Below are 12,700 nucleotides of genomic sequence, written 5' to 3' on the forward strand. Positions count from 1 at the left end.
GCTTCGAGGTCGGCTCCAAGGAACGCAAGCTCGGGATCAAGGGCTCCCCGACCCGCGAGATCCACCTCGTCGACTGCCGGATCCCCGGCGACCGGATCATCGGCGCCCCCGGCACCGGCCTGCGCACCGCCCTGCGCACCCTCGACCACACCCGCCCGACGATCGGCGCGCAGGCGGTCGGCATCGCGCAGGGGGCGCTGGACGCGTCGATCGCCTACACCAAGGAGCGCAAGCAGTTCGGCCGGCCGATCGCCGACAACCAAGCCGTCCAGTTCATGCTCGCCGACATGGCGATGAAGGTGGAAGCGGCCAGACACCTGGTCTACGTCGCCGCCGCCCGCGCCGAGCGCGGCGAGCCGAACCTCGGCTTCATCACCGCCGCCGCGAAGTGCTACGCCTCCGACGTCGCCATGTCGGTCACCACCGACGCCGTCCAGCTCTTCGGCGGCGCCGGCTACACCCGCGACTTCCCCGTCGAACGCATGATGCGCGACGCCAAAATCACCCAGATCTACGAAGGCACCAACCAGATCCAGCGCGTCGTCATGTCGAGGCAGCTGCTGAAGGGCTGATGGGCGGCGCGTTCGCCCTGGTCAGAGGCCGAAATCGCCGTCCGGAAGCTCGGCGGACGGAGCGGTCTCGGTGACGCTGGGTGTCCGGTCATGGCCGGCTGAAGGCGGCTGTGGCCGGGTGTCTGTGGACTCGGCGTGGACTCGATCATGGCCTTGAGGGTCGTCACTGAGCGTGGCCTCGGGGGCGTCCGGCGGATGGACGTCGTCTTGCTCGGCGGCGAAGGAGGCGTCGATCAGGCGGAGAGCGCGCTTTTCCTCACCGACGATGCACTTCGCGTAGACGGTGAGGAGTACACGGACGCTGTGGTCCGCCTCCACCAGGCGCAACAGGTGCGAGAAGTTGACCGGAGCGTCCGCCGCGCGCAACAGCCCTGCACCAGCTGCCGCTCGTGCACGGCGTCGGCCACGAGCAGGTATTGTCCCGCGGCCACCGCGGGGAGATCCCCCGAGCCGCACGTCGCTCCTCTCGGCGGCGGCCCGGGGTCCATGACGGCGCCCGGGCCGGCCGGAATGGCTGGTGGAGTGTGGCCACGCGGGTGGTCAGATGCCGGCGTCGCCGCGGCGGTAGTCGGCGGTGAGCTCGTCCAGGCGCTTGTACAGCTCGTCGTCGAGGTGCAGGTCGACGGCGGCGAGGGTGGCGTCGAGCTGCTCGGGCCGGCTGGCGCCGATGATCGGGGCGGTGACCGCCGGCTGCGCCAGCGACCAGGCGACGGCCAGTGTCGGCAGGGCGACGCCGAGCTCGGCGGCGACGGCGGTGAGCTCGTCGACGGTGTCGAACATCCGCTCCTGCCAGTACCGCTGCTGGTAACGGTCCGCGGCGGTGCCGAGGGTGAACCTGCTGCCGTCGGCCGGCGGCTTCGTCCGGTCGTGCTTGCCCGACAACAACCCGCCCGCGAGCGGGTTGTAGGGGATCACCCCGACGCCCTCCTCCGAGCACAGCGGGAACAGCTCGCGTTCGACCTCGCGGAACAGCAGGCTGTACCGGGGCTGGGCCGAGTCGAACCGGACGAGGTTCAACGTCTCACTGCGCCCTAGCGCGCGGGCGAGCTGGTACGCGAGATAGTTGGACACCCCGACGTAGCGGACCTTGCCCGCCCGCACCACGTCGTCCAACGCCCGCAGCGTCTCGTCGATCGGCGTGTGCCTGTCGTAGCCGTGCAACTGGTACAGGTCGATGAAGTCGGTGCCCAGCCGGCGCAGCGAGGCATCGACCGCGTCGAGGATGTGCCGCCGCGACGCACCCCGGTCCCACGGCCGCGGACCCGTCGGCCCGACGCACTTGGTCGCCACCACGAACCCGTCGCGACGGCCGGCCAGCCAGCGACCGACGATCTCCTCGGTACGACCGATGGTCTCGACGGTCCCACCCAGCGGATAGACGTCGGCCGTGTCGAGGAACGTGATGCCGCCCTCGGCGGCACGGTCGAGGATCGCCCGGGAGCGCTCCTCGTCACACTGCAGACCGAACGTCATGGTCCCCAGGCACAACGGGGACACCTGCAGGCCGGTCCGACCGAGCCTCACGTGTTTCATCGTCTTCATCCTTCGTTGGACATGGTGTCGAAGGCGATGGCCGAACCCCGTCGGCGGGACCGGCGGGCCGTGCCATGCCTCCAGGGGTCGATACGAAGCGGCGCGCCGTCAGCCGTGGACGTGGTCGCGCCAGGAACGCTCTGGCTTCCAGCCGAACAGTTCACGGGCCCTGGCGATCGAGATACCGCCCGCGTCGGGCCGGTCCAACGCGCGCACCGGAGGAGCGGTAGAGCCGAACACCTCGGCGACGAGCTCCGCCAACGGGCGGCCGGCGATGTTGTCCGGTTGGGCGGCATAGACCACCTCATGGCCGATCGTGTCGGACGTCGCCGCCAGAGCGATCAGCTCCGCCAGATCGTCGACGTCGACATACGACCACTGGTTGACCGCGTTTCGCCGAGGATTCGCGGTCACACCGGCGCGGACCTCCGCGTAGCTGTCGGGAGTCAGCACCAGGCTGGGACGCACGGAGACGGCCKTGGCGTCGCTGCGGCGCACCAGCGCGTCGCAGATGGCCTCCCCCAATGCCTTGGACAGGCCGTAGGCGTCCTGCGGACGCAGCGGATGGTCCTCGTCGACGGGCAGGTAGTCGGGCAGGAACGGCCGTTCGGCGGTGACGAAGCCGGGAGCGGTCTCGCTGGAGACGTACACCAGGCGACCCACCCGGGTACGGGCGACCGCCTCGGCGACGTTGAACGTCGACTGGGTGTTGTTCGCGAAGATGACGTGRCCCGGGTCGTGGGACGGCTCGGGGATGCCGGCGGTATGCACGACGACGTCCGGCCGGGTGCGCAGCACGACGGCGATGGCCTGCCCGTAGTCGGTGAGATCCGCACGCAGGTAGGGCTCGAATGGCGGGCCGTAGTGCGCGCCGACGATGTCGGTTCCGGTCACGTCGTGCCCATCCGCGGCGAGGCGGCCGACGACACGGGAACCGACCTTGCCCTGGGATCCGGTGACCAGTACTCGCACGCGTCCTCCTTGAGACTAAGGAATTCGAGGGATTGACCTGTAGGTCCGGCCAAGGTGCGCGCCGCCCGCCCGGGCCTTCAGGCGGAGGATCCCGCCGGGCAGGACGCCCTGGATGAAGCCCGGGAAGGGGCCGAACGACTTCGAGCCCTTCCACGATCAGGGCGGAAAGATCATCACGGCCTACGGCGTGGATGACCCCGCCATACCCGTCGGCTGGAGCACCCAGATCCGGCACCCTATCCGGCAGCCGCGAGTAGACCATCGTCGTCACCGCCGAGTCCATCCTCCTCAACGAGGACACGGCTCGGCGGTGACGACGAGCACCGGGTCGGTGTCCGACAGGCCCCGACCCAGGACGCGGCGCGTTGGGGGAGACCGAGGACGGGTGTGGCGAGTTGGGTCAGCGGTTGCGCCAGCGTGGGTCTCGTTTCCGCGCGAAGGCGGCGAGGCCCTCACGCACGTCCTCGCTGAAGGGCTGACCGGGCGGGCGTTTCTGCTGGTCATCCCTGAAGGAGCGGGGTCGGTCAAGACGGCGCCGGGATCTGTTTTGGCTGGTTGTGGGCGTGCGGGGGTTGGCCGCTGTGGGGCCGGCGGCGCGTGGCTGGGGGCCAGCGGCTGTGCCTGCCGGTGTGCTGCCCGCGGGTTCGCGGAGGCTCCGGGGTCAGGGCCCGTAGGCCCCGGAGGGGACCCGGTCGCCGTAGGCGATGCGCCAGCAACCTTGACGTTGGAGGGGCGGGCCCGCACGCCCCGCGGCGGCGAGGTGCTCGGCGAATCTGTAGCCGGGTAACGTGGCCGGACCCGGGTGCAAGTAGCTCCGGCTGTACGTGCCCCCGGGTACCGCGACGACGACGGTGGTCGGCGCGGCGCCGTCGTCAGGCGTGAAGACGGTGGCCATGACTGTCACCCGCTCGCCGACCACGCTGGACACATCGAACGCGATGTCCGTTCCCATGACCATCGCTCGCTCCTACCAGCCCGGCGGACGGCGCCTATTCCGCCTTTTCCAGGGCGGCGATGACCTCGTGGTGAAGGTCGACGACGAAGTCGTGGCTGACCCGGTTGGTGGGGATGACGAACGCTCCGCTGGCGATGCCGTCGAGGGCACGGCGCGCGATCACGTCACCGTCCTGGCCATAGGTAGCGAGCACCTCGGCGATCGCGGGCTGGGCGGCCGCGTAGGCCCGCAGCCGCTCGGTGCGCACATAGCTGGGGCACAGCAAGGACACGCCGATCCGGTCGTCCGCGAGATCCCGCCGCAGGCAGGCGGCGAGGCCGAGCAGGGCGTGCTTTGACACGGTGTACGCGGTCATCGGCGGGACGTAGGGCGGGACGCCGAGCGAGTGCTCCGAGCCGGTCACGAGCACCGATGCCGCCCGGCCCGCGGCCCGCGCGCGGCGCAGCGCCGGCAGGAACGCCTGAATGGTGTGCAGCGTGCCGACCACGTTGACGTCGAGCACGTCGCGCAGACCGTCTCCGGTGAGCGTGTCGACGGTGCCGCTGGCCCCGATGCCGGCGTTCGCGCAGACCAGGTCGACGGTTCCGTCCGGCCCCAGCAGGTCGGCCGCGACCGCGCCCAGCGCGGCGGCGTCCCGCACGTCAGCGGTAGCCCCCCGCGCCACCCCGCCAGCCGCTCTGACCAACGCGACCGTCTCGTCCGGGCTGTCGACGTCGATGACGACGACCTCGGCGCCGCGGGCCGCGATCTCGAGAGCCAACGCGCGGCCGATACCCGTCGCCGCCCCCGTGACGACAGCCCGTCCGCCCGCGAGATTCACCTGGCACCGCCGGCGGTCGTCATCGGCGGTGTCCTCAGGGCGTTCATGAACACTCCCGGTATTCGGACCGCGGTCCGGTCATGGTGTCGAAGACGTCGTAGGGCGGACCGTCCCGGAAGAACTCCGGATTGAACAGGTCGATGCGGTCGACGGCAGGGCTCATGCGGGTCTCCTCGGGGCAGGCGACCAGCCGGACCACGCCGGCCGTCGCCTTGGCCACGACAGAAGTGATTGAAATTTGGATTCACTGGGACTGATCGGATTTGGAATGGTTCCGTCCAGATCAATCACGCTCAGGCGTGCCCGGCGACCGTCGGCTCGACGGGCTCCAGCGCAAGGCCGTCGCCGTCGGCTCGGATCCTCACCGCGGACGGTTCGGCGAAATGCGTGCCGAAGAGAATGGCGCCGGTGTCGACGGCCCGGTCTATCAGTGCCAGCCGGCTGGTCACGGCCTGCGCGGCGTCGCCGTCCGCGACGGTCGCGAGCTCGGCCTGCAGCAGCTGCAGTGGATGGTGCGCGGCGTCGCCGGTGATGACCGCCTGTTGACCAGCCGAACGGATGAGCACCGAGACATGCCCCGGCGAGTGACCGAACGTCGGCAGCAGGGAGACCTCGTCGGTGAGCCGATGGTCCGCGGCGGCGAGCGTCGCGCGGCCGGCACCGATCACCCAGGTCACGTCGCGTTCGACCGAGGCGAGCAACGAGGTGGAGAGGTCCGCGTCGCGCACCGCGTTCCACTCCTGCTCGCCGAAGACGTACTGGGCGCGGGGGAAGGTGGGGACGCGTTCGCCGTCGACGAGCCGGGTGTTCCAGCCGACGTGATCGAAGTGGACGTGGGTGCAGACGACCACGTCGATACTCTCCGGCGGGAAGCCGGCCTCGGCGAGACGCCTCAGGAACGGAGACGCGGGGTCGCCATGCTGATGCTCGGGTCCGACGCAGGTGTCCACCAGGATGCGGCGGCCTCGGCTCTCGATGACGAAGGCGCCGATGACCAGTGTCATCGTGCCGGCGTCGTCGAGCTGCGCGGCGCTCAGGCGCCCCGCGTGGCGGCGGCGGACGTCGGCGTCCGCGGCCGGGATGAACTGGTCGATCGGCAGGCGGTGTTCGGCCTCGTCGATCCGGGTCACGGTTACCTCTCCGACACACCAGCGCCGGAGAGGTAACGGAAGGTCGGCGAAGCTCACTGGCCGACTCCGACGGGCAGCGGCACGTTGTAGAGCTTCGCGGCGTTGTCCTGCATGATCTTGCGGACGCTGACCGGGTCGACACCGCGAAGCGCCTCGGCTGAGCGCTCGACGGGCGACGGGTACAGACAGGTCGGGTGCGGGAAGTCGGTCTCCCACATGATGTTGTCCGCGCCCAGGTAGTCCAGCAGCAGCTTCGGCCCGGCGTGTTCGAACCAGAAGGTGCCGTAGATGCCGCGGCGGAACATCTCCAGCGCGTTCGGCCGCTCGACCGGCGGCAGGTCCGGGAAGGTCTCCCGGTACTCGTAGTCGATCCGCTCCAGGACGTATGGAATCCAGCCCATGCCGCTTTCCACCGAGACCCACTTGAGGTCGGGGAACTTCAGCAGGATGTCGCTGACGCACAGGTTCGAGATGAACCGCGAGTTGGCCAGCTCCATCTGCACCGAGTTCACCGGCTTGACTGCCCGGGGCTCCAGGGACGGCCAAGCCGTGGTGTGATTGCTCTCGCCGGTGGTCGCCGTGGAGCCGACGTGGATGTTGATCGGCATCTTCAGGTCCTGCAGCGCCTCGTACAGCGGCTCCCATTCCGGCTGCCCGAGGTCCGGGAGACCGCCCAGGTGCGGGTTTCCGGCCATGGTGATGCCGCGCAGCCCCATCGCGGCCGCCCGCTCGGCCTCCTTCACCGACGCCTCGATGTCCCAGAACGGCAGCACCGCCATGGGAAGCAGCCTGTTCTGGCCCTCCTGCTGCCATTCCGCGGCGGCGTCGTTGTAGATCGACACGATCGCGGCGCCGGTCTCGCGGTCAACCTGCTGGATGAGAGCGTAGGCGGCGAAGCCCATCGTGTTCGGATAGACGATCTGCGCCCAGATCCCCATCTGGTCCATCACCTCGAGGCGGGCGCGCGCGTCGTAGGAGGCCGCGTGGATGTCCTCCCACTTCATGCCCTGGGTGATGTCGACCTTGTACATCGGGGTCTTGTTGCCCGCCTTGTCGACGAAGCTCGCRCCGCCCGCCATGAACAGCGGGGTGTCGCCGAGCCACCAGCGCAGCGCGCCCTTCGCGTCGGCGCGCACCTGCGGGACGGAGTCCTTCAGCTTCGCCGGGGCGCGGGAGGTCCACAGGTCATAGGGCTCGGAGAAATGCGAGTCCGCGTCGATGAGGTGCAGCCCCTCGAGCACACCGAGGTCCCGTGTCATGTTCCACTCCCGGTTGTCGGGCCGATCGCCGCCGGCCTCGTGCCTCGCCGCTGCGACCGGCGCGCGACCGGCCACCACGAGGTCTACCCACCACCGACCACACTAGCAGATCCTGGATTCAGGATGCACCACGATCGACGCGATCCGGCTCGCGCTGGCAGAGGCCGGGATCGGCAAGGACGAGGCAGAGTACCTGCTCCCCATCCTCGACGAGATCGTCGGGGCAGGTTGCAGACCCAGCGACCCGCGAGTTCCGCTCCGGTCGCCCGGCGCGCGCGGGTCGGGCGACGTGGGCGCCGACGTGTCCTGTTTCGCGACACCACCTCCCGGGCACCGCCCACGGCGGACGTCAGACCGCGGGGAGCGTCCCCGCCGCCACGTCGGCGACCGTCCTGGCCGTCGGCAGCGCCGTGACCGACTCGAGCAGGGCGGCGCTCCCCGCGCTCCCGAGAACCGGTGCGACCAGATCGATGAACTTGCGCGTCAGATCGGTCCGCTGCGCCGGGAGACCAGCGTCGGCCACGGCGCCCGCGGAGTCCGCCTCCTGCGCGAGGGTTGCTCCGTCGCGCAGCCGCAACCGAAGGGTGACGCCGAAACCGGGCCGCTCGACCTCGCGGAGCTCGACACGGTCCTGCAGTCGCGCCACCTCCGTGTCGCCGACGGCCTCGTCCGTGAAGCCCTCGGGCGTGGTCGGGCGCCCGCAGAGCGCCAGCGCCGCCGTGTAGCGGAGGCTGAACTTGGCCTCGAGCCCGCTGCGCGGCCGGTCGACCTGGCAGGTACGCCAGACCAGCGGGCCACCCTCGATCACGAGGTGTTCCACGTCGCCAGCCGCGAGGCCGTCGGTCGTCAGCGCTCGCAACGCGTCGATGGCCGGATGGGTCACCCCGCAGCAGGCGTGCAGCTTGAACCGGGTGTTCTCGATCCCCCACGCCCCGCCGAGCCGCTCCTCCACGATTTCTGGACGGAAGTCGTCGGACTCGATGGCGAGCCCCTGCTCGGCCTCGATCGCGTCGAGCGGAGCCGTGAACCCGCCGGCGGCAAGCTTCGCGGCGAGCACCCCGCTCATCGCGGCCCGCCCGGCGTGGAGCGGCTTGGCCATCGTCCCGAACATCGCCTTCAGCCCGGCGGCCTGCGTCGCGGCGAGGCCGAGGGCGACGCGCATGCCAGTCTGGTCCAGGCCGAGCAGCCCGCCCGCCGCGCCGGCCGCGGCCAGCGTCCCGGTGGTGCCCGTCCCGTGCCAGCCCCGGCGGTAATGGCTCTCCCCCATCGCGAGGCCGACCCGGGCGGCGACCTCCGTGCCCACGACGACGGCGACGAGGAGCGCCTCGCCCGAGGCGCCGGCCTCCTCCGCCACGGCAAGAGCGGCCGGGCAGACCGCGACGGACGGGTGGCCCAGCATCCAGCCGCTGCCGTCGTCGAAGTCCAGCGCGTGGGCGGCGACCCCGTTGACGAGCGCGGCATGCTGAACTCCAGCGCCGGCGTGCACCCCGAGCACGGTCGCCGGCCCCGCGCCGCCGTCACCGGCCGACCGCGCGATCGACGCGGCCGGCTCGGCGGCGCCGGCGACCGTGACGCCGATCCAGTCGAGGACCGACTGCGCCGCGCGTTCCTGGATGGGAGCCGGCACGTCCGCGGCCTTCAGCGCGGTCACGCGAGCCGCCAGGTCCGCGGTGAAGTCCCTCATCATCTCAGGGGACCAGCACTGTGCGGACGACCTCGCCGCTCTCGATGGCCTCGAACGCGTCGTTGACCTTCTCCAGTGGCACCGTGGCCGAGACCATGCTCGCCAGGTCGAGTCGGCCGGTCTGCGCGAGCGCCACGAGCTGCGGCATGTGCCGGCGCACCTGCGCCGAACCGTACGCCGAGCCGATGAGGCGCTTGGCCGACGAGTGCAGATCGTTCGCGGGCAGGGGAAGCACCAGGTCCGAGGCCATCGCGCCGACGAAGGTGACGGTCCCGCCGCGGCAGGCCGCGTCGTAGGCCTGGCGCATCGTGTCGGGCCGTCCGACGACCTCGAAGGTGAAGTCCACGCCGCGCCCGGCGGTCAGCGCCCGGATCTGCTCGACGGGATCACCAGCGCCGGCGTCCACGATGTCGGTCGCGCCCAGCTGGCGCGCCATGGCGAGCTTCGCCGGCGCCAGGTCGACCGCGATCACCCGGGCGGCCCCGGCGATGACCGCGCCCTGCAACGTGGAGAGGCCGACCCCGCCGCAGCCGAAGACGGCCACGGTCGAACCCGGGACGACGCCGGCCGCCCACAGGGCCGAGCCGACGCCCGTCGTGACGCCGCACCCGATGAGCGCCAGCTGCTCGAACGGCAGGTCGGTCTCGACCTTCACCACGCTGGACTCGTGGACCGTCATCTGCTGCGCCATCGTGCCCAGGCCGGCCATGGACTTTCTGGGCGCGCCGTCGATCGACACGTGCGGCACGCCGCCGAGCGCGCGGCCGGCCTCGCACAGGTGGGAGCGGTCGCGCAGGCACTGCCAGCAGCGGCCGCAGGCCGGGATGAACGAGGCGATCACCTTGTCCCCAGGACGCACCAGGGTGACCGCGTCGCCGACCTCGGCCACCGTCCCGGCACCCTCGTGGCCGATCACGATCGGCAGCTCGAACGGGTACTGGCCGCGCTGCGCCGACAGGTCGGAGTGGCAGACCCCGCTGGCGCCCACGTCGACGAGGACGTCGTGCGGGCCCAGTGCCAGCGGCTCGACCTCACGTACGACCAGTGGCGCGCTGTAGTGTTCGAGGATCGCGGCTTTCACAGGGACTACCTCCTCTGGACGCGGCACCCGTACGGCGCCACAAGCACCCGAAGACTTGCATCCAGGATTCTGGAATGCAAATCTAGCCGTGTCGGCGGGAAAGTCCAGTGACGCCGGCCTCCGGGGCCGCCAAAACCCGGGAGCGCGGAGCTCCCCGTCGCCCGGCGACGCCGGGGACCCGACTACCCACCACCGGAGCCAGCTCGATGTCGATCACCGAATCCCAGCCGGCCGCCCAGGCCGCCGGGCTCATCCGCCACGACCCCTGGATCAACGGCCAGGCCGCGCCGGCCGCCGAGGGCGCCTACCTGCGCACCATCTCCCCCACCACCGGCGAGCCCGTCGCCGAGGTCGCCCGGTGCGGCGGGCCGGAGGTCGCGGCCGCGGTCGCCGCCGCCCGCGCCGCCCAGCCCGCCTGGGCGGCCAAATCAGCCGTCGAACGGGCGCGGGTCCTCTCGTCGATCGCCGCCGGTATCCGCGCCGAGCTCGAAGCCTTCGCCGAGGCGGAGTCCGCCGAGACCGGCAAGCTGATCGCGCACGCCCGGCCCGAGGTCGCCGCGTCGGCCGACTACTACGACTACTACGCCGGCGCCCTGCACGCGCTGCATGGGCGGACCATCGACCACGGCGCGGACAAGCTGGTCTTCACCCGACGCGAGCCGTTCGGCGTCGTCGCCGTCATCACGCCGTGGAACGGCCCGCTCAACCAGGTATCCCGCAGCATCGCCCCGGCGCTCGCGGCTGGCAACGCCGTGGTGGCCAAGCCCTCCGAGTTCACCTCGGCGACCACGCTGCTGCTCGCCCGGGTCGCCACCGCCGCCGGCCTGCCCGACGGCGTGCTCAACGTCGTCCCGGGCACCGGTCCGCAAGCCGGCGAACCGCTCGCCTCGCATCCCGACATCGCGAAGATCGTCTTCACCGGCTCGGTGCGCACCGGCAAGCTGCTCGGCGCGATCGCGGCGGAACGTGTCATACCGATCACGCTCGAGCTGGGCGGCAAGTCGCCGCTGGTCGTCTTCGACGACGCCGACCTCGCCGGCGCCGCGGGCGCCGCCGTCGCGACGATGCTGGCGAATGCCGGCCAGGTCTGCTCGGCGACGACCCGGCTCATCGTCCAGCGCGGCCTCCACGACCGGCTCGTCGAGGCGATCACCCAGCGGGTCGCGCCGCTACAGCCTGGCACCCACTACGGGCCGATCATCACCGGACCGCAGTACAAGCGCGTCCTGGAGTGGTTCGCCACCGCGGCCGAGGAAGGCGCGACCGCGGCGGTCGGCGGTGGTCCCTGCCTCGCCGAGGACGGGACGCCACTCGCCCAGTACGTCCAGCCGACCCTCTACACCGGGGTGCGCAACGACATGCGCATCGCCCGCGAGGAGATCTTCGGCCCGGTCGTCGTGGTCATCCCCTTCGACGACGAGGACGAGGCAGTCGCGATCGCCAACGACTCCGAGTACGGCCTCGCCGGCGCGGTCTGGAGCCGGGACACGTCCCGAGCGCTGCGCGTCGCCGCGCGGCTCGAGACCGGGCAGGTCGCGGTCAACGGCGGGACGTTCGGAAACGACACCCCGTTCGGCGGCTACAAGCAGAGCGGCCACGGCCGTGAGAAGGGCCTCGAGTCGCTCGACGAGTACACCCGCGTCAAGTCGATCAGCGTCCGCTTGTCCAGCTGAGAGGGCGGCCTCGAGGCCTGACGCGCCCGTCGAGACCACAGTCGGCGACGGCGGGCGTCCTCGCGTCCTGTACGAGACGACGCCCGCGGTCACCTCGGGCGTCCCGGCTGGGAAGCAGGCACCTCCGCATGACGACCTTCCACGTCGGACGGGCCGCGGTGACCACGCTGGTCGACGGCACCTTCCTCATGGCGCCCGACTTCCTCGCCGGGCCCGTCGATCCAGGTACTGACGAGCGCGACACGCGAGGCCGTGTGCCGCTGCCCATTCAGGCGTTCCTCGTCCGCGGCCGGCGCACGGTCGTCGTCGATGCCGGGCTCGGCCCTGACCCGGAGGGCGCGATGGAATCTCTCGCGGCCCATCTCGGGATCGATCGCGCCGGCATCGGCCTGTTCGGCCACGCCGGACTCGGACCCGCGCTCGCGGAGCAAGGAGTGGCGCCCGACGACATCGACGTCGTCGTCGTCTCCCACCTGCACGCGGACCACACGGGCTGGCTGACCGGCCAGGACGGCACGTCGATCTTCAGAAACGCTCGGCTGCTCCTGCCGCGGGCCGACTATGAGCTCTTCGTGGCGGGCGAGCGGCGGGGACTTGTGCCCGCGACGCGCGAGGCGCTGCGCGCACTCGTCGCGAGCGGCCAGGCGGAGCTGTTCGACGGGGAGGAGACGGTCAGTCCCGAGATCACTGCGTTGCCGGCACCTGGCCACACACCTGGCCACACGGTGTTCGCGATCGCCCACGGAGGCGAGCGCGCGATGATCCTCGGGGACGCGATGTACTGCCCGGCGCAGCTCGGCGAACTCGAGATCGGCGCGATGCACGACGTCGACCCGGCCCTGGCCCGCAGAACCCGCGAGCTGATCGCACGCGACGCCGAGGCTCACGGCACCCTGGCAGTCGGCTGCCACTTCGCCGGCGGCCGCGCCGCCCGCCTCGTGAACGGCCGCGCCGTCGTCAGCTGAGCGGCGCCCTCCTCGGGTCCGRCCACGCGGATCTCGACCAGCCGTTCCCCACTCGT

Annotated in this window: 12 protein-coding genes; 3 read left to right on the forward strand and 9 right to left on the reverse strand. The window is 71.3% G+C overall.

All coding sequences use genetic code 11. The features are described 5' to 3' along the window. The coding region (locus tag BL253_RS20690) for an acyl-CoA dehydrogenase family protein (RefSeq protein ID WP_274535229.1) at window positions 1-572 on the forward strand (572 nt) is incomplete at its 5' end. Window positions 573-593: 21 nt separating this feature from the next. On the opposite strand, the gene BL253_RS20695 is transcribed toward BL253_RS20690, so the two are convergent. From BL253_RS20695 to BL253_RS20735, 9 genes are all read right to left on the reverse strand, one after another. Next, the gene (locus tag BL253_RS20695; protein WP_241834974.1) at window positions 594-938 is read right to left on the reverse strand and encodes a hypothetical protein; all 345 of its coding nucleotides are present in this window, start codon (window positions 936-938) and stop codon (window positions 594-596) included. A 174-nt stretch (window positions 939-1,112) separates the two neighbouring features. Then, window positions 1,113-2,105 carry an aldo/keto reductase gene (locus tag BL253_RS20700; protein WP_076818885.1) on the reverse strand — a complete coding sequence of 331 codons (993 nt, stop codon included), beginning with the start codon at window positions 2,103-2,105 and terminating at the stop codon, window positions 1,113-1,115. A gap of 108 nt (window positions 2,106-2,213) precedes the next feature. Then, complete coding sequence (locus BL253_RS20705; protein WP_076818788.1) at window positions 2,214-3,077, reverse strand: NAD-dependent epimerase/dehydratase family protein; 864 nt, start codon at window positions 3,075-3,077, stop codon at window positions 2,214-2,216. Window positions 3,078-3,738: 661 nt separating this feature from the next. Continuing rightward, complete coding sequence (locus tag BL253_RS20710; protein ID WP_076818789.1) at window positions 3,739-4,035, reverse strand: hypothetical protein; 297 nt, start codon at window positions 4,033-4,035, stop codon at window positions 3,739-3,741. Window positions 4,036-4,066: 31 nt separating this feature from the next. Next, complete coding sequence (locus BL253_RS20715; protein ID WP_076818790.1) at window positions 4,067-4,852, reverse strand: SDR family NAD(P)-dependent oxidoreductase; 786 nt, start codon at window positions 4,850-4,852, stop codon at window positions 4,067-4,069. A gap of 293 nt (window positions 4,853-5,145) precedes the next feature. After that, entirely contained in the window at window positions 5,146-5,982 is an 837-nt protein-coding gene (locus BL253_RS20720) for an MBL fold metallo-hydrolase (RefSeq protein ID WP_081438494.1), read from the reverse strand. A gap of 53 nt (window positions 5,983-6,035) precedes the next feature. After that, complete coding sequence (locus BL253_RS20725) at window positions 6,036-7,241, reverse strand: amidohydrolase family protein (RefSeq protein ID WP_076818886.1); 1,206 nt, start codon at window positions 7,239-7,241, stop codon at window positions 6,036-6,038. Window positions 7,242-7,590: 349 nt separating this feature from the next. Continuing rightward, on the reverse strand, window positions 7,591-8,928 hold the full coding sequence (locus BL253_RS20730; protein ID WP_076818792.1) for an MmgE/PrpD family protein: 1,338 nt from the start codon (window positions 8,926-8,928) through the stop codon (window positions 7,591-7,593). 1 nt (window position 8,929) lies between these two features. Beyond that, window positions 8,930-10,006, reverse strand: coding sequence for a Zn-dependent alcohol dehydrogenase (locus BL253_RS20735; RefSeq protein ID WP_076818793.1), 1,077 nt, complete (start codon window positions 10,004-10,006; stop codon window positions 8,930-8,932). Window positions 10,007-10,212: 206 nt separating this feature from the next. Here BL253_RS20735 and BL253_RS20740 point away from each other — a divergent pair, with 206 nt between their 5' ends. Together BL253_RS20740 and BL253_RS20745 are read left to right on the forward strand one after the other, a co-directional pair. Beyond that, the gene (locus BL253_RS20740; protein WP_076818794.1) at window positions 10,213-11,679 is read left to right on the forward strand and encodes an aldehyde dehydrogenase family protein; all 1,467 of its coding nucleotides are present in this window, start codon (window positions 10,213-10,215) and stop codon (window positions 11,677-11,679) included. A 128-nt stretch (window positions 11,680-11,807) separates the two neighbouring features. Beyond that, window positions 11,808-12,644 (forward strand): MBL fold metallo-hydrolase, encoded by an 837-nt coding sequence (locus tag BL253_RS20745; protein WP_076818795.1) that lies wholly within the window; start codon window positions 11,808-11,810, stop codon window positions 12,642-12,644. The last annotated feature ends 56 nt before the right edge of the window (window positions 12,645-12,700 follow it).

It is taken from the genome of Pseudofrankia asymbiotica (assembly GCF_001983105.1).
Taxonomy (GTDB): Bacteria; Actinomycetota; Actinomycetes; order Frankiales; family Frankiaceae; genus Pseudofrankia; species Pseudofrankia asymbiotica.